24 protein-coding genes and 1 riboswitch are annotated in these 26,769 nt (G+C 48.3%); of the genes, 3 read left to right on the top strand and 21 right to left on the bottom strand.

Annotated features, from left to right (window positions below; all coding sequences use genetic code 11):
- Positions 1-27 precede the first annotated feature (27 nt).
- Entirely contained in the window at positions 28-501 is a 474-nt protein-coding gene (locus ACSQ8P_RS03375; protein WP_436233904.1) for a thiol-disulfide oxidoreductase DCC family protein, read from the top strand.
- 26 nt (positions 502-527) lie between these two features.
- Here ACSQ8P_RS03375 and ACSQ8P_RS03370 read toward each other — a convergent pair whose 3' ends face one another.
- A complete protein-coding gene (locus ACSQ8P_RS03370; RefSeq protein WP_436233903.1) occupies positions 528-1,325 on the bottom strand; it encodes a DODA-type extradiol aromatic ring-opening family dioxygenase in 798 nt (265 codons plus the stop codon).
- Positions 1,326-1,416: 91 nt separating this feature from the next.
- Entirely contained in the window at positions 1,417-2,343 is a 927-nt protein-coding gene (locus tag ACSQ8P_RS03365) for an N-acetylmuramoyl-L-alanine amidase family protein (RefSeq protein WP_436233902.1), read from the bottom strand.
- Between the two features lie 98 nt (positions 2,344-2,441).
- Here ACSQ8P_RS03365 and ACSQ8P_RS03360 point away from each other — a divergent pair, with 98 nt between their 5' ends.
- On the top strand, positions 2,442-2,570 hold the full coding sequence (locus tag ACSQ8P_RS03360) for a hypothetical protein (protein ID WP_436233901.1): 129 nt from the start codon (positions 2,442-2,444) through the stop codon (positions 2,568-2,570).
- A gap of 411 nt (positions 2,571-2,981) precedes the next feature.
- Here the strand turns inward: ACSQ8P_RS03360 and purD are convergent, their stop codons facing one another.
- The 16 genes from purD to ACSQ8P_RS03280 all read right to left on the bottom strand — a co-directional run bounded on the left by purD (position 2,982) and on the right by ACSQ8P_RS03280 (position 22,315).
- Positions 2,982-4,247 carry a phosphoribosylamine--glycine ligase gene (gene purD, locus ACSQ8P_RS03355; RefSeq protein ID WP_436233900.1) on the bottom strand — a complete coding sequence of 422 codons (1,266 nt, stop codon included), beginning with the start codon at positions 4,245-4,247 and terminating at the stop codon, positions 2,982-2,984.
- Positions 4,248-4,313: 66 nt separating this feature from the next.
- Positions 4,314-5,861: a bifunctional phosphoribosylaminoimidazolecarboxamide formyltransferase/IMP cyclohydrolase gene (gene purH, locus ACSQ8P_RS03350; RefSeq protein ID WP_436233899.1), complete on the bottom strand. Its 1,548-nt coding sequence runs from the start codon at positions 5,859-5,861 to the stop codon at positions 4,314-4,316.
- 358 nt (positions 5,862-6,219) lie between these two features.
- Complete coding sequence (gene purN / locus ACSQ8P_RS03345; RefSeq protein WP_436233898.1) at positions 6,220-6,831, bottom strand: phosphoribosylglycinamide formyltransferase; 612 nt, start codon at positions 6,829-6,831, stop codon at positions 6,220-6,222.
- Positions 6,831-7,871 (bottom strand): phosphoribosylformylglycinamidine cyclo-ligase, encoded by a 1,041-nt coding sequence (gene purM, locus ACSQ8P_RS03340; RefSeq protein WP_056612773.1) that lies wholly within the window; start codon positions 7,869-7,871, stop codon positions 6,831-6,833. The genes purN and purM overlap by 1 nt, the downstream gene beginning before the upstream one ends.
- A gap of 104 nt (positions 7,872-7,975) precedes the next feature.
- The gene (gene purF / locus ACSQ8P_RS03335) at positions 7,976-9,508 is read right to left on the bottom strand and encodes an amidophosphoribosyltransferase (RefSeq protein WP_436233897.1); all 1,533 of its coding nucleotides are present in this window, start codon (positions 9,506-9,508) and stop codon (positions 7,976-7,978) included.
- Positions 9,493-11,736, bottom strand: coding sequence for a phosphoribosylformylglycinamidine synthase subunit PurL (purL, locus tag ACSQ8P_RS03330; protein WP_436233896.1), 2,244 nt, complete (start codon positions 11,734-11,736; stop codon positions 9,493-9,495). The genes purF and purL overlap by 16 nt, the downstream gene beginning before the upstream one ends.
- A complete protein-coding gene (gene purQ, locus ACSQ8P_RS03325) occupies positions 11,714-12,409 on the bottom strand; it encodes a phosphoribosylformylglycinamidine synthase subunit PurQ (RefSeq protein WP_056612769.1) in 696 nt (231 codons plus the stop codon). The genes purL and purQ overlap by 23 nt, the downstream gene beginning before the upstream one ends.
- 36 nt (positions 12,410-12,445) lie before the next feature.
- On the bottom strand, positions 12,446-12,685 hold the full coding sequence (gene purS / locus ACSQ8P_RS03320; protein WP_028556672.1) for a phosphoribosylformylglycinamidine synthase subunit PurS: 240 nt from the start codon (positions 12,683-12,685) through the stop codon (positions 12,446-12,448).
- A gap of 26 nt (positions 12,686-12,711) precedes the next feature.
- Entirely contained in the window at positions 12,712-13,593 is an 882-nt protein-coding gene (locus ACSQ8P_RS03315; protein WP_436239445.1) for a phosphoribosylaminoimidazolesuccinocarboxamide synthase, read from the bottom strand.
- A 63-nt stretch (positions 13,594-13,656) separates the two neighbouring features.
- Entirely contained in the window at positions 13,657-14,952 is a 1,296-nt protein-coding gene (gene purB, locus ACSQ8P_RS03310) for an adenylosuccinate lyase (RefSeq protein ID WP_056612767.1), read from the bottom strand.
- 26 nt (positions 14,953-14,978) lie between these two features.
- A complete protein-coding gene (gene purK, locus ACSQ8P_RS03305) occupies positions 14,979-16,151 on the bottom strand; it encodes a 5-(carboxyamino)imidazole ribonucleotide synthase (RefSeq protein ID WP_436233895.1) in 1,173 nt (390 codons plus the stop codon).
- Positions 16,148-16,633 carry a 5-(carboxyamino)imidazole ribonucleotide mutase gene (gene purE / locus ACSQ8P_RS03300; RefSeq protein ID WP_065850549.1) on the bottom strand — a complete coding sequence of 162 codons (486 nt, stop codon included), beginning with the start codon at positions 16,631-16,633 and terminating at the stop codon, positions 16,148-16,150. Before purE ends, purK begins: the two co-directional genes overlap by 4 nt.
- Positions 16,634-16,768: 135 nt before the next feature.
- A riboswitch (purine riboswitch) is annotated at positions 16,769-16,870 on the bottom strand.
- Positions 16,871-17,165: 295 nt separating this feature from the next.
- Positions 17,166-18,452, bottom strand: coding sequence for a dicarboxylate/amino acid:cation symporter (locus tag ACSQ8P_RS03295; protein WP_436233894.1), 1,287 nt, complete (start codon positions 18,450-18,452; stop codon positions 17,166-17,168).
- Positions 18,453-18,480: 28 nt separating this feature from the next.
- Positions 18,481-19,905 (bottom strand): NAD-dependent malic enzyme, encoded by a 1,425-nt coding sequence (locus ACSQ8P_RS03290; protein WP_436233893.1) that lies wholly within the window; start codon positions 19,903-19,905, stop codon positions 18,481-18,483.
- 120 nt (positions 19,906-20,025) lie between these two features.
- On the bottom strand, positions 20,026-20,739 hold the full coding sequence (locus ACSQ8P_RS03285) for a response regulator (RefSeq protein WP_436233892.1): 714 nt from the start codon (positions 20,737-20,739) through the stop codon (positions 20,026-20,028).
- A complete protein-coding gene (locus ACSQ8P_RS03280) occupies positions 20,732-22,315 on the bottom strand; it encodes an ATP-binding protein (protein WP_436233891.1) in 1,584 nt (527 codons plus the stop codon). Before ACSQ8P_RS03280 ends, ACSQ8P_RS03285 begins: the two co-directional genes overlap by 8 nt.
- Before the next feature lie 116 nt (positions 22,316-22,431).
- On the opposite strand from ACSQ8P_RS03280, the gene ACSQ8P_RS03275 reads away from it, so the two are divergent.
- Complete coding sequence (locus ACSQ8P_RS03275; protein WP_436233890.1) at positions 22,432-23,508, top strand: DctP family TRAP transporter solute-binding subunit; 1,077 nt, start codon at positions 22,432-22,434, stop codon at positions 23,506-23,508.
- Between the two features lie 76 nt (positions 23,509-23,584).
- Here ACSQ8P_RS03275 and ACSQ8P_RS03270 read toward each other — a convergent pair whose 3' ends face one another.
- The 3 genes from ACSQ8P_RS03270 to ACSQ8P_RS03260 all read right to left on the bottom strand — a co-directional run bounded on the left by ACSQ8P_RS03270 (position 23,585) and on the right by ACSQ8P_RS03260 (position 26,706).
- The gene (locus ACSQ8P_RS03270; protein WP_436233889.1) at positions 23,585-23,857 is read right to left on the bottom strand and encodes a Fur family transcriptional regulator; all 273 of its coding nucleotides are present in this window, start codon (positions 23,855-23,857) and stop codon (positions 23,585-23,587) included.
- 348 nt (positions 23,858-24,205) lie between these two features.
- A complete protein-coding gene (locus tag ACSQ8P_RS03265) occupies positions 24,206-25,171 on the bottom strand; it encodes a pectinesterase family protein (RefSeq protein WP_436233888.1) in 966 nt (321 codons plus the stop codon).
- Positions 25,168-26,706, bottom strand: a complete 1,539-nt coding sequence (locus ACSQ8P_RS03260; protein ID WP_436233887.1) for an ABC transporter substrate-binding protein — start codon at positions 26,704-26,706, stop codon at positions 25,168-25,170. The genes ACSQ8P_RS03265 and ACSQ8P_RS03260 overlap by 4 nt, the downstream gene beginning before the upstream one ends.
- Positions 26,707-26,769: the final 63 nt, after the last annotated feature.

The raw sequence follows: 26,769 nt of genomic DNA, 5'->3' as shown, positions 1-26,769 counted from the left end.
TTGAGAAAGAGCCAGTGTTGCTATATAGTGACACCAACGTATAATAGAGATGGTTACATTCAAAATGTGCAGCCCAAAGGAGACACCATGTCGAATCTCACTCCTCATTCATCTATCATTTTGTTCGACGGGGTATGCCTGCTCTGCAGTAGCAGCGTGCAATTCATCCTGCGAAACGACCCGAAGGGCGTGTTTCACTTCGCTTCTCTTCAGTCGGAGACAGGACAACGACTGCTCGCCGAGCACAAGCTGCCGCTAGATCGACTCAGCACCATTGTGCTGATCGAAGGCAATCGCGCTTATACGCGCAGCTCAGCCGCTTTGCGTATAGCACGGCGTTTGCGAGGCGCTTGGCCACTCGCCTACGCGGCCATCGTAATCCCAGCTCCGATCCGCAACCTCGGATACAGCTTCATCGCACGCAACCGCTATCGCTGGTTCGGCAAGACCGAGCATTGCATGCTGCCGAAGCCGGAGCATAAGGGGCGGTTTCTGGATTGAGCCGGCATCCATCTACAGAGACGAGCCTAAGTCTCCTGCTTACGCATGCGTAGACTGCCGAACATCCAACAGCATAGGCTCAGGCTGCCCATCTGAAAGCTATGGTGCAGCAGCTTCGCGCTCCGTGAAGCGTCACCTGCTCCCATCGCGACTAGCAATGGCGCAAAATGCTCTGGCGTCGGCACCGCCTCCCGCGCATGCGGCGCTCGTTCGTCATAGCGAATCAGCGCCTCCAAATTCCACGTTTCTAGCTGCTCCGCTAGCCACTCATCGAACTCCACGGCCCATAGCTGCGGCACCGGATTGTTATAATCCAACTTGCTTAGATTGTGAACCGTTCCGCCACTTCCAATGATCAGCACTTGCTCTTCCCGCAGGGAGCCTAGCGCAGCACCAATTCGGTAATGCTCCTCGGGCGTTAGCCGTGGGTTAACCGAAAGTGTCACAACCGGAATCTGCGCATTAGGATACATAATGGAGAGCGGCGCCCAAGCTCCATGGTCCAAGCCTCGCCTGTCATTCAGCTCACAGCGTATGCCCTCTTGCTGAAACAACTGCTGGATATGGAGGCTTAAGGTAAGATCCCCTTTGGCCGGATAGTTAATGTCATAAAGTTCTTCCGAGAAGCCCGAGAAATCGTACATCATCTCAGGTTCGATGGCCGAGCTGATCTTCTGCACAGCGCTTTCCCAATGCGCACTGAACACAACGATAGCTTTAGGTTTTGGAAGCGACATCGCAAGTCTTTGCAAAAACTCCGTATACGCATGCTGCTCAATCGCCAAATTCGGTGAGCCATGCGCAATAAAAAATGCAGGCAGCACAGCAGCACCCCCTCCCACAAACAAATCAGTGCCAATTATCTACATTATTCTCGAATCTGTGAAAATAAAACCACACTGCGGTCCGTCTTCCTCACTTACCGTTCACAAACTGCTCAATCCCATCTGCAATGCCCATGGCAAGCTTCTGTTGATACGCCTCTTCCGACATCAGCTCGTCCTCTTCGGGATTCGTCATAAACCCGATCTCAACGAGTGCGACGGGTACCTTTGACCAGTTGAAGCCGCTCAGATCATCTCGCGCTGCAAGGCCGCGTCCCTTCTGGCCTGTCGCTTGCTGCAAACCAGTTAGGACAAAACCAGCGGCCTGCTTACTTTCCGCTGCGATTGACTTAACAGCTGGTTGCGCAGCTGACGGGTACAAGACCGAAAATCCCTTCGTACTTGCCGAGGCGTCACCATCTGCATGAATCCGAACTACCAGCGCTGCTCCCACCTCATTCGCCATATCCGCACGCTGCTTGTTGCTAATATCCACGTCATGCGTCTCGCGCGTCATCATAACATGGATCCCCCGCCTCGTTAACTCGGCTTTAAGCAGCAAGGATACCTCCAGATTGAGCACATACTCTGGCTTTTTCGTGCGTACCCCAACTGTGCCGGAGCTGACCTTGGCCTTCGTTTCCCGCGTATCTGGCCCGACTTGCTCAGGCGTGTTATTACCGACCCGTTGATGTCCGGGGTCGATCATCACAAGCTTATTGCTCTTAGGGACACTCGGCAGTGTGGTTGGTGCAGCTGTCGTCGTTAGTGTTGGCTTCGTTACTGGCGTTGCGGCAGGCGTCGGAGCCGCTGTTGGGGAAGGCGTATTCGTAACTGCCGCCTGCACCTCGGAGGGCGCAGCCGTTGTTGCCTGCGCTGCTGTGGCCTGCGGCGAAGCACTCAGTTCAGCCTCCGTCGTAGGCAACGCCACGGGTACAGGCTGTTTATCTCCACAACCAGCCAACACTCCAACAAGCGATATGACCGCAGAGAGTATCAGCATTCTTTTATAACACATCGGTAATTCCCCCTCTTCTCTCTATGCTCTGTATAAAAACAACCGCCAATCGCAAAACTAAACACTACCATGCTTCTCCACATTTGGGAGGTTCCGCTATGCTGGCACTTTGGCATTATTTCACTGATCACTGGCTGTCGATTTCATTAGTTATTCTTGCTTTATTGGCGTGTTTTTTCGTCTACAAGAACAGAAGCAAGTATATTCGCGGCTGGGATAAGAAGTAACTGGATAACCTACAGCTATTTCTCAGCCATCCCTCTTATTATCGGACTTAGATGGAAAATCTACAGCTATTTCTGATCGTTTTCCACTTAGATGGCTGAAACACCTTAAATTAACTGGAGGAAATCCAGCTAGTTGCAGAAAATGAGTAAATTCCACTAAATTAACTGTAGAAAATACATCTAATCGGCGCACGGAGGCTCATTCACTTGCTGCAGCACCACATCTACTCTTACTACACGTCCGTTTCATCTACTCTTACTACACGTCCGTTTCATCTACTCCACTTACTCCATCCTCTCTGCCCCCGCCACCGCACATGAAAAAACACAGCCCCCACGCGCACGCCCTAACCGGGTATTCGCTTCTAAGAGGACTGTGTTTTTATGTTGTCTAGACGCCGTTCCTACAACCTATCTCAATGCCTTCATCGCAATATCTGTCCGGTAATGCTTACCTTCAAAATGAATCCGATCCGCATCCGCATAAGCCTTCTGACGAGCTTCTACGATGTCCTTGCCAAGCCCTGTAATACCGAGTACACGTCCACCGTTGGTAACGATTTGCCCGTTCTCATCAACTGCTGTACCTGCGTGGAACACTAGGGAATCCTGCACTTGATCTAAGCCAGTAATCGGCAATCCCTTCGGATATGGACCAGGGTAGCCTGGTGAAGCAACGATCACGCATACTGCGGCTTGTTCGCTCCACTCGATTGGCTGCTCAGCCAACGTGCCGTTGTTGATCGCTAGGAAAATATCCAGCAAATCCGTTTTCAAACGCGGCAAAATCACCTGCGTCTCCGGATCACCGAAGCGCGCGTTGAACTCAATTGTTTTCACACCGTTAGGAGTCAAAATCAGACCCGCATACAGCACGCCTTTGAACGGACGGCCTTCTGCCACCATCGCATCAGCCGTAGGCTGAACGATGTTCACAAGTGCTTCTTGCACGATGGACTCAGGAATATGTGGAAGTGGGGAGTATGTTCCCATTCCGCCTGTATTCGGTCCTTTATCGTTGTCAAAAATCGGCTTATGATCCTGCGAAGGTACCATCAAACGCACCGTCGAACCATCAACGAATGCCAGCAAGGACATTTCTTGTCCTGTCAGGAATTCCTCGATCACGACGCTTGCGCCTGCGGATTTACCAAACACTTGACCCACCATGATGTCTTTCAGCGCAGCTTCCGCTTCTTCCATCGTTTGAGCAACCGTTACGCCTTTACCTGCTGCTAAACCGTCCGCTTTGATTACGATTGGCGCCGTTTGCGAGCGCAAGTAAGCAAGTGCCGGCTCATACGCGTCAAAAGACTCGTAAGCCGCCGTAGGGATGCTGTATTTTTTGAGCAGCTGCTTCATAAACACTTTGCTGCCTTCAATGATCGCTGCGTTGGCGCGAGGGCCGAATGCTGCGATGCCTTTTGACTCCAAATGATCAACCAATCCTGCCGCTAACGGATCATCAGGCGCGACCATAACCAAGTCAATCGCTTGCTCCTTGGCAAATGTACTGATCTCCTCGAACTGAAGCTCAGTAATCGGCACGCATTCCGCTAAACCTGCAATCCCGCCGTTTCCTGGTGCGCAGAACAGTTTGCTGATTTTCGGGCTTTTGCTTAGTGCCCATACAATCGCATGCTCACGTCCGCCACGTCCAATAACTAATACACGCATTTATGGAAACCCCTCTCATGGGGAATGCCCACGGTCCACTTACGAACGTGAGCATTCTCAATTGTTTTAGTGTTTAAAGTGACGTACGCCTGTCATGACCATTGCAATGCCATTTTCGTTAGCAACGCGAATGGACTCTTCGTCTTTGATGGAGCCGCCTGGCTGGATCACTGCAGTGATGCCTGCTTTTGCTGCCATTTCGAGCGTATCGCCCATCGGGAAGAAGGCATCGGACGAAAGGACGGAACCTTTGGACTTGTCGCCAGCTTGCTCGATCGCGATTTTTGCTGCGCCGACACGGTTCATTTGACCCGCGCCTACACCAACTGTCATATCATCAGCCACAAGTACGATGGCATTGGATTTAACGTGCTTAACGACTTTCCATGCGAAAAGCAATTGCTTCATCTCTTCCGCTGTCGGTTGACGCTCGGAAACGACTTTCAGATCTGCTTCTGTCAGTTGGTAAGCGTCGCTAGCTTGTACAAGCATACCGCCTTCAACTGTTGTAATCACTGGCTGAGACTCACGACCAGCAATTGTATCCAAACCGGCTACTTTGAGTAGGCGGATGTTTTTCTTTTTAGCCAGAATCTCAAGTGCTTCTGGTGTAAAATCTGGCGCGATGACGATTTCCAAGAAAATCTCATGCAGTAATTGTGCTGTTGCTTCGTCGATCGCACGGTTCGCAGCTACGATTCCACCGAAGATGGACGTTGGGTCTGCATTGTATGCTTTCGTGTAAGCTTCGAGCACGTTCGTACCGATACCCACGCCGCAAGGGTTCATGTGCTTAACCGCAACAACCGCAGGCTCGCTGAACTCTTTTACAATTTGAAGAGCTGTATTCGCGTCATTGATATTGTTGTATGATAATTCCTTACCGTGTAATTGTTCAGCCGTTGTGATGTTGCCAGCAGCTGCATTCGGCTTACGGTAGAACGCTGCGCTTTGGTGCGGGTTCTCGCCGTAGCGAAGCTCCTGCATTTTCTCATACGTCACTGTGTAACGCTCTGGGTAAGGCTCGCCTTGGAGGCCAGTCAAATAGTCGCCAATCAAAGCATCGTAAGCGCCAGTGTGACGGAACACTTTTGCCGCAAGACGTTTACGTGTCTCTAGCGTAGTGTCGCCAGTCTCTTGGACTTCTTCCAGAACTTTCGCATAGTCAGTCGTGTCAACGATAACGGAAACGAAAGCATGGTTTTTCGCTGCGGAACGAAGCATGGTAGGTCCACCGATATCGATGTTTTCGATCGCATCTTCGTACGTCACATCAGGCTTAGCAATCGTCTCTGCAAAAGGATACAAATTCACGACAACCAGATCAATGTACTCCAAGCCAAGCTCTTTCATGCTTGCTTGGTGCTCTTCGTTGTCACGAACAGCCAAAAGTCCGCCATGTACGTTCGGATGAAGTGTCTTCACACGGCCATCCATGATTTCTGGAAACCCTGTAACCTCGGAAATACCGATAACCGGCACCCCTTTATCCTTTAACAAACTAAGCGTACCGCCTGTGGAAATGATCTCAACGCCCAGCTTTGACAGCTCGCTCGCGAATTCAACGATGCCCGTTTTATCGAAAACGGAGATCAGTGCTCTTTTGATTGCCACTTTGCTTCCTCCTTAGGGAATGGAATTGTATGTGAATGAGTGAATAGACTGAAAAAAATGTAAAGATGAGTGCAAAGATGCGTGCAGAGATGAGTGCAAAATTGAATCCCTCAGTGAGGGATTTCAGATCATTCAGCTACTCCAAGTTCCTCGACGAACAACGTTTGTCCTAAAATGCAACAGTTGAAGGAACGCCACAAATTAAACACTCGGGGATTGAACATTCCCCCGTAAACGGCTCAGTTCGGATCTTCGCAACGCTGTAAGCGTGTTTTTCACCGTTACAGCTCGGTTAACGGCTCAGTTCGGCTCTTCGCAACGCTGGTAAGCGCGTTTTTCACCGTTACAGCTGGAAACCCTACTTCCGCACGCTAACCCTGCGGCCGTCCAAGCTCACGCGGCCCTCGCGCAGCCACCGCACAACCTGCGGCAGCAGCACGTGCTCAGCCGCGTGGATTCGCTCCGTGAGCGAATCTGCTGTCTCGTGCTCGTGGATTTCCACGGCACGCTGCGCAATGATCGGGCCGGAGTCCAGCCCGCCATCGACAAAATGCACCGTGACGCCGGTCTGCTTCACGCCATAATCAACCGCCTGTTCCACAGCGCGCACGCCGGGGAACGAAGGCAACAAAGAAGGATGAATGTTGATCATCCGCCCGAAAAAAGGCTCAACCAGCACATTCGTAATAATCCGCATGTAGCCTGCCATCACGACCAGATCGACCTGGCGATCCTGCAGCTCTTTCAAAATAAGCGTCTCATACGCCTCACGGCTTTCGTATTCCTTTGGGTTGAAGGCAAAGACAGGCACCTTCGCTTCCTTGGCACGCTCAATAACGAATGCCTTTGGGCGGTCACAGACAAGAAGCTCGATGCTGACATCAAGCTTCCCCTTCTGTACCTGATCCACAATAGCCTGGAAATTCGAGCCGCTGCCTGAAGCCATAACCGCAATGCGATAAGGCTGCATTAGACGTCAGCTCCTTGGAACGTAACTACACGCTCGCCTTCTGTCACAACGCCTAAACGGTATGCTTTTTCGCCTTGCGCTTCCGCTGCAGCAATGGCTTTCTCTGCATCGTCAGCTGCTACAATGACAACCATCCCGATTCCCATGTTGAACGTGCGGAACATATCATTGTTCGTGATGTTACCCACACGCTGCATCAAGGAGAAAATCGGAAGGATCGGCCATGATCCGTATTGGATATCCACGTTCACGCCATCTGGCAGAACGCGCGGGATATTTTCGATGAAACCGCCGCCTGTGATATGCGCCATACCTTTGATCGCTACGTCTTCCAACATAGCTAGAACTGGCTTCACATACAGCTTCGTTGGCTCAAGCAACACGTTACCAAGCTTATCGCCAAGCTCTTCTACATGCCCTTGAAGGGTATAACCGTTATCTTCTAGCAAAAGCTTACGCACAAGCGAGAACCCGTTACTGTGCACACCGCTTGAAGCTAGTCCTAGCACGACATCTCCAGGACGGATCGTTGTTCCGTCGATGATTTTTTTCTTGTCGACGATTCCAACCGTAAAGCCAGCAATGTCATACTCCCCTTGTGCATACATGCCCGGCATTTCCGCCGTTTCGCCACCGATTAGTGAGCAACCAGATTGCGCGCAACCGTCGGCGATCCCTTTAATAATCGCTTCAATTTTCTCTGGAATGACTTTGTCACAAGCGAGATAGTCGAGGAAGAACAATGGCTCCGCGCCTTGAACGATAATATCATTCACGCACATCGCAACCGCGTCGATCCCAATCGTATCATGCTTATCCATGGCAAAAGCGATCTTCAGCTTCGTGCCCACGCCGTCCGTACCCGATACGAGTACAGGCTCCTCATACTTGTCTTTATTCAAGCTGAACAGCCCGCCGAAGCCACCGAGATCTGTTAACACTTCAGGACGGAATGTCCGTTTAACGTGCTTTTTCATCCGTTCTACTGCTTCGTTCCCCGCCGCGATATCGACGCCAGCCTTTTTATAAGCATCCGACACTGACCAACACTCCTTAGTTTGTCTATATATGGGGGAGGTCGCTAGACCCCCGTTTTCTCTCTTTTGCCTAAATCCGTGACTCAACTCTGCCACGTATTCAGTTTTTAATCACAAGCACAACCGACCTTCGTCACATCAACGATTTCTGTTGGATAGCTGTTATCGAAGCAAGCCGTACAATATCCGCTTTCTTTACCCGATGGACCTTGTCCGATCGAATCTAACAGCCCCTCCTTCGTTAGAAAATGAAGGGAATCCGCGTTGATCGCCTTGCGAATCTCTTCGATCGAATTCATCGCCGCGATGAGCTCTTTGCGGTCCGGTGTATCAATCCCGTAGTAACAAGGGTTCATAAAAGGCGGTGAAGAAATCCGCACATGAACCTCTGTTGCTCCCGCTTCACGAAGCAGGTTGACGATGCGTAAGGACGTTGTCCCACGAACGATGGAGTCATCGATCATCACGACACGCTTGCCTTCGACCACCTTACGAACGGCGCTCAGCTTCATTTTGACACCTTGCTCACGAAGCTCTTGGCTTGGAATGATGAACGTCCGGCCTGTGTAGCGGTTCTTGATCAGACCCAGCTCGTAAGGAATCCCGGTTTGTTCCGCAAAGCCAATCGCAGCCGAAATACTGGAATCCGGCACGCCTGTTACCACATCCGCATCCACGAATGCTTCCATCGCTAGTCGTTTACCCATCCGTTTACGAGCGGAATGAATATTCACCGTATCGATGTCGCTGTCAGGACGAGCGAAGTAAATGTATTCCATCGCACAAATCGCGCGCTTACCGCCCTCTGTAAACTGCTCTGAACGGAAGCCATCACGATCGATCACGATGATTTCTCCTGGCTGCACATCTCGGAAATAGGTTGCCCCTACGGCATCGAACGCACAGCTCTCCGACGCGAATAAGTAAGCATCACCGAGACGGCCGATCATGAAAGGACGCAAGCCGTTCGGGTCAAGCGCTGCAATCAGCTTATCCTTCGTCGTAATGAGGAAAGCGAAGCCGCCGATGACTTGTTTCATCGCATCCTTAACCGCATCAACGATATCATCATGCTCTGAACGAGCAATCAGATGCGCCATAACCTCGGTATCACTCGTCGTTTGGAAAATGGAGCCCTTACGCTCCAACTCACGCTTGATAATATTTGCATTATCCAGGTTCCCATTCGTCGCAATCGCCAGGTCGCCTTCGCGATATTTAAAAACAAGCGGCTGCGCATTTGCCAGCTTGCTCTCGCCTGCTGTTGAATAACGAACATGAGCGACAGCTGTTGAGCCCGTAAGAGGATGCAAATTATCATTCGTAAATACTTCTTTTGCAAGTCCCATACCGCGATAATAATTAAATTTGCCTTCGTCCACCGTACAAATGCCGGCACTTTCCTGTCCACGATGCTGAAGGGCATGCAGCCCGTAATAGCACAATGAGGAAGCGTCGGGATGACCATACACCCCGAACACCCCGCACTCTTCATTCAGCTTATCGAACAATCCGCCTTGGCCGCCAATACCTTCGTTGTAATATTCTCCTGTCCAAAGCTCGTGCTGCCCTTCTCCCAATTGTACAAGTGGAGCCGCAGGTAACTTCAGGGCCTTGGATTGCTTCACGCCATTAGACATGGAATCGCATCCTTCCAGACTTTCGCCAGCTCGCTTACAGGAGACTGGAGACGCTGTTCGTCATTGATTTTCACAGTAAGGTAAGAACCTGTTACTTTTCCGATTTCTTGATAAGGTACGCCTTGAGAAGCGATCCAATGCTTAAGGGCATCGGCTTTGTCTGGTGTAGCACTAAGCACGATACGAGATTGTGATTCACTGAACAATGCGAAATCTGGACGAAGATCGGACGCTACATTAACTTCTGCGCCCATGTTTCCGCTGATACAGCTTTCTGCAAGTGCTACAGCCAATCCGCCTTCAGACAAGTCATGCGCAGATGCAACAAGACCTTCTTGAATCGCTTTGAGTACTGCGTTTTGCAGGCGTTTCTCAGTAGCCAAGTCCAACTCAGGAGGACGGCCTTCTGTTACACCGTGAATCACATATTGGAATTCGCTGCCGCCGAGCTCAGCTTTCGTCTCGCCTAGCAGGATAATGATGTCGCCTTCGTTTTTGAAGTTTTGCGTTGTGATATGGTCGATATCATGAACAAGACCAACCATCCCGATAACTGGTGTTGGGTAGATCGCGCCTTTGGCATTCTCGTTGTAAAGCGAGACGTTTCCGCCGATAACCGGCGTATCCAAGAAGCGGCAAGCTTCCGCCATACCGTCAGTGGATTTCTCCAACTGCCAGAAGATTTCAGGCTTGTCCGGGCTACCAAAGTTCAGGTTGTCCGTCACAGCAAGCGGCTCAGCACCGGAACAAACAACGTTACGTGCTGCTTCGGATACTGCGATACGTCCGCCCACTTCTGGATCCAAGTATACATAGCGTCCGTTACAATCTGTCGTCATCGCAAGACCTTTGCGCGTACCGCGGATCGTTACTACTGCTGCGTCTGAACCAGGACGTACAGCTGTTTCTGTACGAACCATGTAGTCATACTGGTTGTAAACCCACTCTTTGCTCGCTACCGTTGGGGATGCGAGTACGGATTTCAGCGCTTCCGTCAACTTCGTTACCTCTGGGTAACGTGTTGTATCGATCGCTGCGCTCTCTTCATAATAAGCCGGCACTTTGCTTGGCTTATTGTAAACCGGGCACTCGTCAACGAGTGCGCCAACAGGCATGTTCGCCACGACTTCACCGTGGTGGATTAGCTTCAAGAAACCGTCGTCAGTAACCTTACCGACTTTCGCGCAGTGCAAGCCCCAACGCTCGAAGATGCCTTTAGCTTGCGCTTCATCCTTCGGCTCAACAACGAAAAGCATACGCTCTTGGGACTCAGACAACATCATTTCATAAGCTGTCATGCCTTCTTCGCGTTGTGGAACTTCATCCAGATACAACTCCATGCCGTTACCCGCTTTACTTGCCATCTCAGCGCTGGAACATGTAAGTCCCGCTGCACCCATATCTTGAATTCCTAGCACGATGCCGGAATCGATTAACTCTAAGCAAGCTTCTAGAACTAGCTTCTCCATGAACGGATCGCCAACTTGAACCGCTGGACGCTTCGCTTCGGATTCAGCTGTCAATTCCTCGGATGCGAATGTCGCACCGTGGATACCGTCGCGGCCTGTTGCTGGGCCTACGTAGAAGACAGGGTTGCCAACACCTTTGGCAACACCGCGTTGGATCATGTCGTGGTCGATCAGACCCACGCACATTGCGTTAACGAGCGGGTTACCCTCATAGCTCTCGTCGAACATCACTTCGCCGCCAACCGTTGGAATCCCGATACAGTTACCATATCCAGCGATACCGGAGACAACGTGCTCGAACAAGTATTTCACACGGTCATTTTCCAATTTACCGAAACGTAAGGAGTTAAGTAGAGCAACTGGGCGAGCGCCCATGGAGAAAATATCACGAATAATACCACCCACACCTGTCGCCGCGCCTTGGTAAGGCTCGATTGCGGAAGGGTGGTTATGACTTTCGATTTTGAAAACAACCGCTTGGTTGTCCCCGATATCTACAATCCCTGCACCTTCACCAGGTCCCATAAGAACGCGAGGTCCTGTTACTGGGAATTTACGAAGAACAGGTTTGGAATTTTTGTAAGAACAGTGCTCGGACCACATTACGCTGAATACGCCGATTTCTACATAGTTCGGAGTACGTCCAAGGAAACCACAAATCTTAGCAAACTCCTCGTCGGTTACACCCATTTGCTTGTAAATCTTCTGTTCCGCGATTTGCTCCGGAGATGGTTCCTTAGCGGATAGCTGCTGCGTCATGTTTTTCCCTCCAAGCACTTAGAATTGATGTGAACATTTTCTTACCGTCTGCGGAGCCTAGAATCTCATGAATGGCGCGCTCTGGATGGGGCATCATACCCACTACGTTCCCTGCTTTGTTGCTGATTCCAGCGATATCATCAAGTGATCCGTTCGGGTTGTTGCCCGCTTCATAACGGAACACGATTTGGTTGTTTTCTTGCAATTCTTTTAGTGTAGCATCGTCACAGTAGTAGTTGCCTTCACCGTGAGCGATCGGAATGTTGATCAATTCACCTTCGGCATAATCACGTGTGAACGCCGTTGTGTTGTTTTCAACTTTCAGAACCGCTTGGTGACAGCGGAATTTCATGCCGTTATTGCGCAGCAATGCGCCTGGCAATAAGCGAGCTTCCGTCAACACTTGGAATCCGTTACAAATACCTAGAATGTATTTGCCTTCTTCCGCAGCCTTCACGACAGCTTTCATCACGTTCGTAAACTGAGCAATCGCTCCACAACGCAGGTAGTCCCCGTAAGAGAATCCTCCTGGTACTAGGATGCAATCGTATTTGGACAAGTCGCCGTCCGTATGCCACACATAGTCAACTGGTTGACCAATTGTATCTTCAATCGCTTTGTACAAGTCGATATCGCAATTCGATCCCGGGAACACAAGAACCGCAAAATTCATGGTTTTTCCTCCTAAAAGTTGTGCTTTAATGGTTGATTACACCAATTCGTAACGGTAGTCTTCAATAACTGTGTTTGCAAGCAGCTTCTCGCACATTGCTTTAACGCGTGCTTCCGCTTCTGCTCTGTCTGTTGTCCCAAGCTCAAGCTCCAAATATTTACCGATACGCACTTTGCCAACTTCTTCAAAGCCCATGGAGTGAAGTGCTCCTTGTACTGCCGTTCCTTGCACGTCCAATACGTTCTGTTTAATCGTTACATAAACTGTTGCTTTCATCGTGAAATCGCTCCTCAGTATTAATTTTAGTCAACCAAGCGGTGCAAAATTTCTTTATATCGGTTCGAAGTCTCTTCCACAACAGCTGCTGGAAGCTCATCCGGTTCACTATTTTTATCCCAACCTGATCCCGCTAAATAGGTGCGAACAGGCTCTTTGTCCATGGAATCGATCTCGACATCCAAGGCGTATTTCTCTTGTGACCAGTAACGAGAAGAATCCGGTGTAAAGATCTCATCAATAATAATAAGTTCACCCGCATAAAAACCGAATTCAAACTTCGTATCTGCCAAAATGATCCCTTTTTGTTCGCAGATGCTATGCGCCAGCGTGTACAGCATGATGCTGCGCTCTTGGAGGGCATACGTCAGATCTTCGCCAACAAGCTCGATCATTTGTTCAATGGAGATGTCCTCATCGTGACCCACATCATTTTTCGCTGCAGGTGTGAAAATCGGATCGTTCAAACGCTCGTTCTTGCGCAAGCCTTCAGGCAATTTGCGGCCATTGATTTCACCAGTACTTTCGTACTGTCTCCAGCCATTCCCCGTAATGTAGCCGCGAACCACGCACTCGATGGAGATGCGCTCTGCCTTTTTCGCTACAATAATACGTTCCTTCAACAGTTCACGATCAGCGGCACTTGGAATAATCGCTTGAAGTTTCTCAACATCCGTGTGGATGATGTGATTGTTCATATAACCGCTGGTAATTCCGAACCAGTACTTACTCAAAGCATTGAGTACATACCCTTTATCCGGAACGCCAGGCTTCAAGATGTAATCAAAAGCCGAAATCCGATCCGTTACCACGATCAAAAAGCTATCGCCAAGATCATACAGTTCACGTACTTTGCCTTTGTGCACCAGCGGCGCATTAATCATTTCCTCAGCTGTATCTACGATCACGCTTGCGTTTGCCACGAATTCCACACCCTTCCCCTTCAAATCTATCTGTTAATTCAATATCTTCTAGTTCAAACCAAGACGGTCAAAGATCGTGCTTACATGTTTCAAATGCCAGCTAGGATCGAAGCAATCTGCGATTTCTTCTGGGCTTAACACTTCGGTAATTACCGATGCATTCTCTACGATTTCGCGGAAGGAGCGTTGCTCTTCCCATGCTTGCATCGCTCTCGGCTGTACCGTGTCGTATGCTTGCTCACGAGCAAAGCCTTTGTCGATCAGCTTCGTCATCACGCGGCCAGAGAAAGGAACATCATACGTGCTGCGCATGTTGCGTTTCATATTTTCAGGGAACACCGTAAGGTTCTTGATGATGTTGCCTAGACGGTTCAACATATAGTTCAACAATTGCGTTGCATCCGGTAAAATAATACGCTCAACGGAGGAGTGCGAAATGTCGCGCTCATGCCAAAGTGTTACGTTCTCGTACGCGGACACCATGTGTCCACGAATCACACGAGACAGACCCGAAATGCTCTCGCAACCGATTGGGTTACGTTTGTGCGGCATCGCGGAGGAACCTTTTTGACCTTTTGCAAACGGCTCTTCAACCTCGCGGAACTCACTCTTTTGAAGTGCGCGGATTTCCGTAGCAAATTTGTCTAGGGATGTCGCTACCAATGCTAATGTAGCCATGTATTCTGCGTGACGGTCACGTTGTAGTGTTTGTGTGGAGATTGGCGCTGCTTTGGTTCCAAGCTTGCCGCATACATACTCTTCAACGAACGGATCGATGTTTGCATACGTCCCAACTGCTCCAGAGATTTTACCGAATTGCACGCCATCAGCGGCAAAGCGGAAACGCTCTAGGTTACGTTTCATTTCTTCGTACCATAGCGCCATTTTCAAACCAAACGTCGTTGGCTCTGCATGAACACCATGCGTTCTACCCATCATTGCTGTATCTCTATGTTCAATCGCTTTATTGCGAAGGATTTCGATGAAGTTCTGGATGTCTTTGTCCAAAATTTCGTTCGCTTGACGCAGCAAGTAACCAAGTGCTGTATCAACAACGTCTGTGGACGTTAAGCCGTAGTGAACCCATTTACGCTCAGGTCCTAATGTCTCGGAAACCGCTCTTGTGAAGGCGATCACGTCGTGGCGCGTCTCTTGCTCGATTTCATAAATACGGTCGATGTTGAAGCTTGCTTTCTCGCGCAATACTTTTACATCTTCTTTCGGAATTACACCAAGCTCAGACCAAGCTTCGCAAGAAAGAATTTCAACTTCCAACCATGCGTTAAATTTATTTTCTTCTGTCCAAATGCGTGCCATTTCGGGGCGTGTATAACGTTCAATCATGTTTCCGTTCCTCCAATAAGTTTCATTTACTTACTTTCCCAAATGCCTGTCTGTTCTATCCAAGTCAATGCTTTCTCAACATCATCTGTTAAAAGGTTAATATGACCCATCTTGCGTCTCTCTTTCGCTTCTTTCTTGCCGTACAAATGAAGTTTGGCAGAAACGCCTAATGCTTCATTTTCTAAGAAGCCCGGCTCAGCAAGTTGATCGTGCAGCGGTGCAATGTGTTCACCTAGCAAGTTGACCATGACCACTGGTGTCAACAATTCCGTTGAACCCAGAGGCAAGTTACAAATCGCGCGTACGTGCTGCTCGAACTGTGAGGTCCGGCAAGCTTCCATCGTATAATGCCCAGAATTATGCGGGCGTGGCGCAAGCTCATTCACATATAGTTGACCATCCTTGGTTAGGAATAGCTCAACCGCAATGAGCCCGATGACACCGAGAGACTCAGCAATGCGAATTGCCAGTTCTTCGGCTGCCTTCTGCACGGGCACAGGAATACGTGCCGGTACGATGGATTCGTGCAGAATATTATGTACATGTATATTTTCAGCAGCAGGAAATGCCTTTACCTCGCCGCGTGGACTTCTAGCTGCAATAACGGATAATTCCTTGTCAAAATGAATAAATTGTTCGAGAACCAGCTCCGTTTTGGCACGGCTTAACGTTTCGTAAGCTTCAGTAACTTCATCTAAGGAGCGAAGCACCCATTGCCCTTTGCCGTCATAACCGCCAGTAGCGGTTTTGAGTACGCATGGTGTACCGAAGCGCTCGGCTGCTTCCCGCAGCTCCGCTTCGCTTGTGATCTCCGCATAAGGCGCTACTGGAACGCCTGCCGCTTCAATTGCTCTTTTCTCGCGAAGACGGTGCTGTGTCGTGTATAAAAGATGACTGCCTTGTGGAACATAGGACTCTTCCATCAAGATGTTGGTGACCTGTGCGTCGACGTTTTCGAATTCGTACGTGATCACGTCCGATAGTGCGGCAAGCCTTCTAGCTGCCTCCACGTCGTCGAAATTCGCTTGAATCTGATCCGCGACTTGGCCGCAAGGCGCGTCCTCTGTCGGATCAAGCGTTACGAAGCGATACCCCATGTTGCGTCCGGCTAGCGTAAGCATGCGCCCTAATTGCCCGCCGCCAAGGATGCCGATTGTGCCTCCTGGCTGGATCACCTTACCGCTGGATGCCTCGCTCATAGCTGGTCACTGCTTTCCAGCACCGTTTGTGTGATACGCGCGCGGCGTGCTTTCACTTTCGCTTGGATCTCTGGATCAAAAGCGCCCAGAATTTGCGCAGCGAGCAAGCCTGCGTTCGTTGCACCCGCATGGCCGATAGCAACCGTAGCAACCGGAATACCGCCTGGCATTTGTACAATAGAGAGCAAAGAGTCCATACCATTCAACGTGGACGTTTTGACTGGAACACCAATAACCGGAAGCTCCGTTTTGGCTGCTACCATTCCTGGTAAATGCGCCGCACCGCCTGCTCCGGCAATAATGACTTGTAGCCCACGTTCGATAGCCGATGCTGCATAATCGAACATCAGATCCGGCGTTCTATGCGCAGAGACAACCTTCTTCTCATACGCTACACCTAGTTCGTCCAACATATCACAAGCATGCTTCATCGTTTCCCAATCCGACTGGCTTCCCATAATAACACCAACACGTACCGTCATCTTAAACCTCTTTCTGAACGTCGACTTATAAACATGTATGCCATAAAAATAAAAAATGCCCAGAGCTAGAATTCACGATTCTATACGCTGGACAGCAAAAGAACCGAATGCAAAAAGACCATCATTTCCTATGGTTCCCCTCATTCGCTTCCTCGTAGTCCAAAAATTCATGGTTTTTGGGTAGATACTTCCAGGCCTTATCCCTGATTTTATACGAGTTGATTCGACATTTTCAATTAGTGCGGCTTTATTTCCCGCTTTCCTAGTTTACTACCAACTAACGTGCCATGTCAATTTGAAAAAACGAACGATTTTCTGAGTATTCTTTTAAATAGTTCGCTTTTTAGGCCGATTTTCATTCTTTCGAACGGTTTGCGACCTAAGATGAGATTCTCATCTTCTTATGAGACAAGATCTGTCTGTCGTATGCTGTTCATAAGCTGAGTTGCATCGTCCTAATATTTTTCGACATGACCTCCTATTGAAAAAGAGGGCACTCCATAAAATGGAATACCCTCTTAACCAATTCACATTAGAAAGCAGAAACTTCTTTCACAGATCCCGGTTGCAGAGACATATCCGGTTCTTCTGCATGTGGATTAAACTGCCCTTCACTTTTCGCAATAACAATTGTCGCTACGCTATTACCTATGATGTTCGTTATCGCTCTCGCTTCCGACATGAATCGGTCCACCCCAATCAGAAGCGCCATGCCTTCAATTGGAATGACATTGTTCGGTATTGCGGCTAGTGTAGCCGCTAGTGTAACGAAGCCCGATCCGGTAACGCCCGCAGCACCTTTCGAAGTTAACATCAGTACGCCCATGAAGGTCAGTACCTGTATCAAGCTTAGTTCTACACCATAGGCTTGTGCAATGAATAACCCTGCCATAGATAAGTAGATCGATGTACCATCCAGGTTGAACGAATAACCAGTGGGAACGACAAGACCTACGACAGGTTTGGATGCACCGAACTTCTCCAGCTTTTCCATAACACGCGGTAATGCAGATTCGGAAGAAGATGTCCCTAGTACAAGAAGCAGCTCTTCTTTAATGAATCGCAAGAGCTTAATCAGGCTGAATCCATATATTCTACAAATCGTTCCAAGGACAATAAAGATGAATAGAGCCATGGTCACATAGACGGATCCCATCATTTTACCGAGAGAGAATAACGAATGCACGCCGAATTTACCGATCGTATAAGACATCGCCCCAAAAGCAGCAATTGGAGAGAATTTCATAATGATCCCTACAATTCGGAAGAAAATATCATTCATTTTCTCTAGGAAATTCGTAACGGGTTTCGCACTGTCCCCAAGACCAGCCATGGCCAAGCCAAACAAGATAGAGAAGAATAGAACCGGCAGCATATCACCTTTGGCGAATGCAGCCATCACGTTATCCGGAACGATACCTGTGATGAAATCGATGAAGCCGTGACTGCTTGCTGCCGCGTCTTTCGTATACTTCGCAACATCTGCGGCTTTCACACCAGCTGTGCTCATTCCTGCGCCAGGGCGAATGATGTACATGACAGCTACCCCGATAACCATTGCAAACGTAGTTATAATTTCAAAGTACAGAAGCGCCTTGCCGCCGATTCGACCTACTTTTTTCATATCTCCCATACCAGATATCCCGATTACAATGGTAAAGAACACAATTGGCGCAATGACCATCTTGATCATTTTCACGAACACATCGGAAAGTACTTTTAAGCTTTCAGCCTGATGAGGGAAAAACTGTCCTACTGCGATCCCGAGCACAATCGCTAGCAGTACTTGCAGTGTTAAGTTTTTTCTAAGTTTTATCATCTTATATCCTCCTTCATCTCTACCTAAGCTAGGCTTGGACTTTCTCTTTGCGTCTTCTGGCGACCCCGTCTTCATAAGCCGCTTCTATAACCGCTTCTCTCACACGTTCCGCGACTGATTGATTAAACACACTTGGAATAATGTAATACTCATTCAACTCATCCTCTTGAACAACCGACGCGATCGCCTTGGCTGCTGCAAGCTTCATATTCTCTGTCACTCTGGATGCTCTGCAATCCAGTACTCCTCGGAACAAGCCTGGGAAGCACAGCACATTGTTGATTTGGTTCGGATAGTCCGAACGCCCGGTAGCCATAACCCGTACATAAGGCTCAGCCTCTTCGGGGAGAATTTCCGGTGTCGGGTTTGCCATCGCAAAGACAATAGGATCTCTCGCCATTTTGGCGACGTCTTCTCTTTTAAGTACACCGGGACCCGAAACGCCGATAAATATATCAGCACCTTCCATAACTTCTGATAGCGATCCTTGAATCTGCTTCGGATTCGTATGTTCCGCGTACCATTGCCAAAACGGATTATCGTAAATGCCATCACGCGTGATAGCACCTTGTCGATCGACACCAATAATGTTTCGAACCCCTGCAGCCATCAGCATTTTGGTGCAAGCCGTTCCTGCCGCGCCAACGCCGCAAAGCACGACTTTACAATCCTCAAGCTTTTTGCCTACGATTTTAACGGCATTAAGCAATCCTGCTAAAAGCACCACAGCTGTACCATGCTGATCATCATGAAAAACGGGAATATCCAGTTCCTCGATAAGCCGCTGTTCAATCTCAAAGCATCTAGGAGCAGATATATCTTCTAGATTAATTCCGCCGAAAGTTGGTGATAGCGCTTTCACGATGCTTACAATTTCATCTGTATCCTGAGTTGCTAGACATATTGGGAACGCATCGACACCAGCTAGCTGCTTAAACAACATCGCCTTTCCTTCCATTACAGGCATTGCCGCTTCAGGTCCAATGTTACCCAGACCAAGGACGGCAGTTCCATCGGATATGACCGCAACCGTATTACGTTTGATTGTGAGCGTATGGGCAAGCGATGGCTTTTCGTGGATCGCCATGCACACCTTGGCAACACCCGGTGTATATACCCTGGAGAGGTCATCCCGATTTTTAATGGGATACTTAGGACTCATTTCAATTTTCCCGCCCAAATGAAGCAGAAACGTTTGATCCGAAACATGAACGATTTTCACTCCCGGCAATGTGCGGATAGCCGAGGAAATCAGTTCGGTATGCTTGTTATCGTATACATTGATCGTGATATCCCGAACCGTGATGTTCTTATCCGTTCTAACGACGTCAATGGCAATAATATCGCCACCTGCATCGCTAATGGCCGTAGCCACACTACCGAATGATGCGGTATTCTTATCCAATTCTAACCTCAAAATAATACTTGTATTAACTCCCGAAGGGATTGACATGGTTTCACCTCAAGCGATATTTGACTTTGCTACATCTGTTTTCATGATATCGCTTTCAATAGAAGACGTGAAGAATTTGACCATATTGGTACTTATGGTCTTTTTGGTCTTCACTTTGACTTATGATCTTTTGTTCTCTTTCGTCCACACATACCTATTGATCGGGCGCCCAATTCCACCATATTCAAGGTCTAGCTTCACCTGTTTATTCTTCTCTAGAAAATCCAGATATCTACGTGCTGTGACTCTTGCCAGCCCTACGCCCTCAGCTACTTCTTCGGCGGATAAAGATTTGTCCTGCTGCATCATAAACAGCATGACTTGTTTCATCGTCAGTGCTTGCAGACCTTTGGGCAAATCCATTTGCGCGCTGATGGCAGGTGATTCAGGAAGCGATTCTCCCCCGTTACCGTGTAATAATTGATCCAGTTCAACCTGAGATAATGTCGATTCCTTCCCTAATCTTCTCTTCATCGTCCGATAATTTTCCAGTGCCTCTTGGACCCGTTCAAACTTAAAAGGCTTCATGATATAGTCCACTGCCCCCTGATGAAGCATCCGCTGAATCGTTGGAGTATCATTAGCGGCCGTAATTACAATGGCATCTGTATGTAACTGTTCATTTCGAATCTGCTGCAGCAATTCGGTTCCATTTTGGCCCGGCATATAAATATCAAGAATCACGAGGTCAGGCTTCAAATGACGAACTTTCTTGATACCCTCAATGCCATTAGATGAAGTCCCTACAATTTCAAAGCCGGGAACCCTCTCAACAAATTGCCTGTTCACTTCAAGAACCATCGGATCGTCCTCAATCAGTACGACTCTATGCATGAGTTTCATCCTCTCTTGTATGCATCGGGAAAGTGAGAATAAAGCTCGTTCCCACGCCAAGTGTGGACTCTGCTTCCAGATGAGCACCGCATTTGTTCACAATATTATGGATTAAATACAAACCAATGCCCCTGCTTTCGCCTACATTTGTAGAGAAACCTCGCTCAAACATGCGTTGTTTGGTTTCCTCACTCATACCTTTCCCATTATCCTCGACCAAGATTGATAATAAGTCATCATCCTGTTCGATGCTGATAAAGACCTCTTTCTTGCCTTCCTTCTGCTTCAGGGCATCAAATGCATTTTCAATCAGATTCCCCAAGATGACCACAACGTCGTGCTGATCTAAATGATCTGGAAATCGCATCAACCTGCTTGCTCGGTCCAAACGAACATCGACACCCAACTCTCTACCGCGGCTGATTTTCCCCAAAAGCAAACCAGCAGCACTCTCATTCGCAATCTTGCTCGAGACAAAGCTGCTAAGTTCGGATTGCGCTTCCATCGTTTCAAACAAATAGTCCAGCGCCTTCTGCTTATGATCAAGTTGGATCAAACCGCCGATGGTGTGCAGCTTGTTCATATACTCATGATTCTGCACACGAAGTGCATCAACAAATGCTCTTACGCCGGTCAGCTCTTCAGCAATTTTCGTCACCTCCGAGCGATCTTGAAAAATAGCTACTGCACCAACCGTTTGATGGCCTACTTTTATGGGAACTCGATTACTCAGAATATGAGCAGGACCAACATGCAGCTCTTGGTTGTAAATAGCATGATTAAGCTGCAAAATTTCTGGAAGTCTCGTATCCGGCAGCACTTCTCGAATAAGGCGGCCCAGTACATCCCCTTCGATTTGCAGCATTTTTTTGGCTTTATCGTTAAAAACCGTGATGTATTCCCGGCTGTCTATGGCAATAACACCTTCATGCATCGCATTGAAAGTGGCGGTTCGCTCTACGAGCAGCTGGGCGATTTCCTCAGGTTCCAAGCGAAACATCTGTTCTTTAATATGCCTTGAAAGCATCCACGAACCCCAAATACCAAACAGCAAAGACAAAAATACCGTCACATAAATTTGCCCACGCATGTCGAGAATGATCCCAGTTAGCCCCGGCACCAGCTTCCCCACCAATACGACACCTACCTGTTCGTGCTGCTCATTCATGACAGGTACGAAGGCTCTAAGCGCTGTGCCTTGTTCTCCTTTTGCCCTAGAAAGATAAGTATGCTCGGCAAATGCAGCATGTTCGTCCTCCCCGTGCGAAAGCTCCCCGATCCGGGAGGATGACGGGTGAGACCAACGAATGCCGTTCATATCCATGACAACAATATAGTCAACATCATTAATAATACGTAGACGTTCGCTGATCGGATTAATTTCCTGCCTTTGGCTTTGTTCCGTTAGCCCGCTGATAATAGAAGGCAATTGGGTAACTGTGCGCGCAGTAACAAGCAGTCTCTGTCCAAGCTCTTGTTCCTGAAGGTGAATCACACGGCCTATTAAAATGATACCTCCGATACAAATCGCAAATAATACAATGCCGAACGACAGGATCGTAATTTTCCAATTCATGCGAAGTCCCTTGATCTTCAAAGCCGATCACTCACTTTCTAGCTTTCCGTTTATTTCTAAGATCCTCCTACATTATGTTACACTGAATTTACGATATAAAACAGCTGGGGGTCCGTATGAAAACGTTCTTCGGTATCATGATGTTTATTGTAATCGGTCTCCTGACAGCGGTGGGATTTGGCTTTTCATGGCAATGGGGTAAAGGTCCACTTGTCACTGATGATGAGCAGATCGGACTCGCTCAACAAACGATCATTCGATTCAGCTTTGTCGTGGCGGAGAATACACCCAAAGGACTAGCGGCTCAGAAATTCGCCCAATTAGTCAAAGCAAAGACCAACGACACCATTAAGATAGAATTATTCCCCAATGGTACTCTATACAATGAAACTGATGAAGTTGGCGCTTTGCAGAGCGGCAGCATTCAAATGATCGCGCCGAGCTTCTCTAATATATCCCAAGTCGTTCCGGATTGGATGGCTATGGATCTTCCTTTCGTTTTTCAAAATGAAGAGGATGTCACTAAAGCTTTTCAAGGCAAAATCGGAAACATTCTGATGCGTAAATTAGAGCCGAAGGGCATCGTTGGTCTCGGTTTTTGGGCTAACGGTTTTCAGCAAATGACGTCAAACCGCGGTACGCTTGCTCATCCCGAGGATTTTCGAGATTTGAAATTTCGAATTCTTCCAAGCAAGATCATCGAATCCCAATTTCGGCAACTGAATGCGAAGACAGTACCTGTTCCTTTTAACCTCGTATACCGCAGCATGGAATCCGGTCAGGTAGATGGTGGAGAGAATACGATTTCGAACATTTACTCTAAAAAACTGTATCAGGTCCAAAAATATTTGACCATCAGCAATCATGCCTATCTTGGCTATGGCGTGCTAGTGAATAAAGTATTTTGGGAGAAATTATCGGCAGAGCAGCAAAGGACGATTAATGAAGCCATGCAAGAAGCGACGGTTTGGGCGAATCAAAATGCGATCGAGATCAACCGTAAACAATGGAACGAATTACAGAGGATTGGGCAGATGAACGTCCACCTCCTAACCAATGAAGAACGGGATGAATGGCAGCATGTACTTGAGCCTGTCTATGGAGAAGCTGGGTCCTATATTAGTAAAGAACTCATGGCTGCCGTGAACGAACTTAGACGCGAAAGTACGAACAAGCAATCGGGGTTAGACTAAAAAAAAGGCGCTGGAGTGTGAGAAGAGGCAACCTTATCTCTTCTCACACTCCAGCGCCTTACCTATTATCAACCATTTACGAACAAATTGCCGCTTCATAGCGTAAAGAGGCTCCGCTAACAACCAATTCATTCACCAAACCAAGCTGTTTAAATACGTGCAAGCTGCTGTTAACCGTCATCGCATTCATATGAGGATACTTAGCAATCAGCGCTTCACATATGTCTTTGACGGTTGTGTAACTGCCCTGCGCGTAAAGAAACGTAAGTATTGCACATCGCTGCGGTGTCAACGGTATGTTTTTGGCCCGCATCCGCTGTAAAGCTAGATTCAGATCATGTTTCATCATCATGGAACCTCCTTGTTTTCATTTTGTGTAGAAAAACTTACCGTTTCAAATGCTTCACATAACTCGAATATCTACATTCAAGCCTACCGAGAGGCTCTCTCCTAAATTCGCATCCGCTGGATAGAAATTTGCAAATCGCCATGAGCTTCGATTTACTATCGCGGTATTCCCCTTATTTATAATTACTATAATATAGTATTTATTATAGTTTGAGTGAGAATCGTTGTCAATATCCTTTCCGAGACAATGAAAAACCGTCAGGAATCATCCTGACGGCAATACGCAAGCTAAACTTGCTTATTTATTCGAATATCTAGGCGTTTGGCGAGATAAGACCACCGGACGTGCTTATTCCCCCCGCTTCGTTGGATCCCAGCCATCATCGCCTGCAAGAATATGCTGAACCGTCCATTTTACCGACTCCACATCGGTCAACTCCCTTGCCCACTCGACGCGCCCGTTGCTTACAGCCCCAGGTCCCACACTCCCATACTCCATGTACACGACATCATCTATCGGTTCCTGTTCATTCCATCGATCCCAGCCCGCAGCCTTAATATGCGGCCCTACCCAACAATCTACAAACGCAACCTTCGCATAATTCCGCCACGGCCTTCCTAGACCAACAGACTGCTCAGGCGCATCTCCGGACAGCTTACACCTGAGAAATACATAACCATATGGAGCCTCCTCCGGGGTAGATGCTGCTGTGATCCAGCCGCGTCCCAAGGAGACAATCTCACACTCCTGAAACACAGCTGTCGCCGAGCCAAAAATAAAATCAACATCCCCCTCCACATAGCAGCGTTCGTAATACTGCCTCACCGGACGTCTCGGCGCATCTTCCCTTGGACCGCCAAAGCTGCCGCGATCTCGCGGTTTCGGTGGCAACGGCCCTGTGAACAGCGTGTCCTGATGTCCGTGGAATCGACAATCGCGAAAGGTAACGCAGTCCCCATCGACATAAGCAGCCAAAGCTTGCCCCACGATATCCCCGCTTCCCGCTGTATTCTCGAACGTAACGCCCTCGACCGTCACATGGTCCCCGCCGATGTAAGCCGTGTAAGAATGAAACGTGTGGTAAGGTTCTCCGCTCGGAAACAACTTTTTCGCGTAATCGTCATAGGAGATCACAGTCGTTTCCGCCCCTTCCCCAACCAACGTTATCCATGGCTTATCGATATATAACTTCTCTTTATATACGCCGCTTTTGATGTAAATGATCGTAGGCTCAGTCTGTCCCTCTGGGATATGGTCAACAGCCTCTTGTATGCTTATGAATTCGCCGCTCCCATCTGCTGCAACGGTAATCATGGTCTTTCACCCTTTCTACTAGCGCGGTACGCATCAAATTGATGTTGAATTTCCGAAATAACATGATTCATTCCCGCATCTTTTAATTTGGCTCTGAAGCTTGCCATCGTAGTTGTCCAATCCACTTTCGCATCATACAGAATCGGTAAATACTCCGTAATGATGACATTGAGCTGGGCAATCTCCGATTTAATTGGAGCCAGATCAGGCACAAAGCCAAGCGTTGGGGAAACGATAGCTTCCTTGTCCCAGTCCCGCAGCTCTTTGCTATATGCAGGGGAGATATAGGTACTAAACCGAGCAAACCGAATATCATTCCAAGTCCAACTGATCGGGTTATACTGATGCTCGGGCGCGATACCGTCATAAACGATGGCCTCGTCCTTCAGCTTGTAATTCACATCCTTGATCCCATACGTGAAGAGATCGTAGTTCTCCTGGCTGCTTCTCAGCCAATTCAGGAAAGCAACAGACTCATTTACATGCTGGCTTGTCGAAAATACAGAAAGAATATTGTCAGCACCGGTATATAAATACTTCGGCTTTTCTGGATGCAAATACACATTTTCTAGTTCTCCCTCTGGGAGCATCGCTTTGAACGCATCAATTCGCTCGGTTTGCTTCATGACAACACTCCATGTTGCAGCCACTTTACCTGAGTTAAAAGCAAGCTCTGGATCTGGATACTTCGAGGTGTCTGATGGGCCATATGGGATATAGCCCTTCTTCTGCCATTCATGCATCTTCTCCATGATATGAACGAAAAAATCCGACTCATACGTATCTCTAACCTTAAGCTTTGGATCCGCTGGGTCAATATACACAGGAGCATTCAAGTAACCTCCCGCAAAAAAAGCGACATCCCCGTATTCTCGAAGCAAGAAACGGCCTGTGTCGTAAAAATAGGGCGTAATTTTCGGTTCATTCTGATGAATCGTCTCCAAATACGTATCCATATCGGCCACCGTCTTAATTTCCGGTAAACCATATTTCTTTCTCAAATCGCCTCTTATCTGCACGAAACTCTGAAACTCAGCAATCGGCATCACGCGAGGAATTCCATAGATATGCCCGTTTATCGTTGCGCCTTGAAAGGCGTAATCCGGTGTGCTGTTTACTATCGCATGACCATAATCGCGAAGCGCATCATCCAAGGGTGCTAAGACTTTCTTGGAAACTAAATCCGCGATATTCGAATACGCCGATAAAGCAATATCATAAGGCTCCCCGCTTGCCGCATTCAGCCACAGCTTATTCCAGTACTGATCATACGGGATATAGGTAAATTTGAGCTTGATAGGCAAGCCGTCCTTTGCTAGCTTGTTCTCAACAGCTTGGATAACTTCATCTTGGGCAGCTGGCTTCTCCAAAGGAAACAAGAGATGTAAGGTGGTTGGCGTTAGGCCTTGCCCCGACTTGTTCGTGTGTGATGTTGCTGGTGTCAGCCCAGGATCTCCTCCCTTGCCAACGATCATGAGCACAACAACCGAAGTACAAATCACGATGAACAGCAGTGTATAGGTGGATCTTTTCATCCTGAGACCGTCCTTTTTGTGATTCGTCGCCGCAAATGGATAAACACAGCAGCCATTTCCGCG

This window comes from Paenibacillus sp. LjRoot153 (genome assembly GCF_964253085.1).
Classification (GTDB): Bacteria; Bacillota; Bacilli; order Paenibacillales; family NBRC-103111; genus Paenibacillus_E.
This window is presented reverse-complemented; position numbering and strand designations above follow the sequence as displayed.

Coding starts and splice junctions, on each gene's coding strand:
- ACSQ8P_RS03365 (WP_436233902.1), bottom strand. CDS start 2,343: ATGTGTTATAAAAGAATGCTGATACTCTCTGCGGTCATATCGCTTGTT.
- ACSQ8P_RS03360 (WP_436233901.1), top strand. CDS start 2,442: ATGCTGGCACTTTGGCATTATTTCACTGATCACTGGCTGTCGATTTCA.
- purD (WP_436233900.1), bottom strand. CDS start 4,247: ATGCGTGTATTAGTTATTGGACGTGGCGGACGTGAGCATGCGATTGTA.
- purN (WP_436233898.1), bottom strand. CDS start 6,831: ATGCAGCCTTATCGCATTGCGGTTATGGCTTCAGGCAGCGGCTCGAAT.
- purF (WP_436233897.1), bottom strand. CDS start 9,508: ATGTCTAATGGCGTGAAGCAATCCAAGGCCCTGAAGTTACCTGCGGCT.
- purL (WP_436233896.1), bottom strand. CDS start 11,736: ATGACGCAGCAGCTATCCGCTAAGGAACCATCTCCGGAGCAAATCGCG.
- purQ (WP_056612769.1), bottom strand. CDS start 12,409: ATGAATTTTGCGGTTCTTGTGTTCCCGGGATCGAATTGCGATATCGAC.
- purS (WP_028556672.1), bottom strand. CDS start 12,685: ATGAAAGCAACAGTTTATGTAACGATTAAACAGAACGTATTGGACGTG.
- purB (WP_056612767.1), bottom strand. CDS start 14,952: ATGATTGAACGTTATACACGCCCCGAAATGGCACGCATTTGGACAGAA.
- purK (WP_436233895.1), bottom strand. CDS start 16,151: ATGAGCGAGGCATCCAGCGGTAAGGTGATCCAGCCAGGAGGCACAATC.
- purE (WP_065850549.1), bottom strand. CDS start 16,633: ATGACGGTACGTGTTGGTGTTATTATGGGAAGCCAGTCGGATTGGGAA.
- ACSQ8P_RS03295 (WP_436233894.1), bottom strand. CDS start 18,452: ATGATAAAACTTAGAAAAAACTTAACACTGCAAGTACTGCTAGCGATT.
- ACSQ8P_RS03290 (WP_436233893.1), bottom strand. CDS start 19,905: ATGTCAATCCCTTCGGGAGTTAATACAAGTATTATTTTGAGGTTAGAA.
- ACSQ8P_RS03285 (WP_436233892.1), bottom strand. CDS start 20,739: ATGCATAGAGTCGTACTGATTGAGGACGATCCGATGGTTCTTGAAGTG.
- ACSQ8P_RS03280 (WP_436233891.1), bottom strand. CDS start 22,315: ATGAATTGGAAAATTACGATCCTGTCGTTCGGCATTGTATTATTTGCG.
- ACSQ8P_RS03275 (WP_436233890.1), top strand. CDS start 22,432: ATGAAAACGTTCTTCGGTATCATGATGTTTATTGTAATCGGTCTCCTG.
- ACSQ8P_RS03270 (WP_436233889.1), bottom strand. CDS start 23,857: ATGATGAAACATGATCTGAATCTAGCTTTACAGCGGATGCGGGCCAAA.
- ACSQ8P_RS03265 (WP_436233888.1), bottom strand. CDS start 25,171: ATGATTACCGTTGCAGCAGATGGGAGCGGCGAATTCATAAGCATACAA.
- ACSQ8P_RS03260 (WP_436233887.1), bottom strand. CDS start 26,706: ATGAAAAGATCCACCTATACACTGCTGTTCATCGTGATTTGTACTTCG.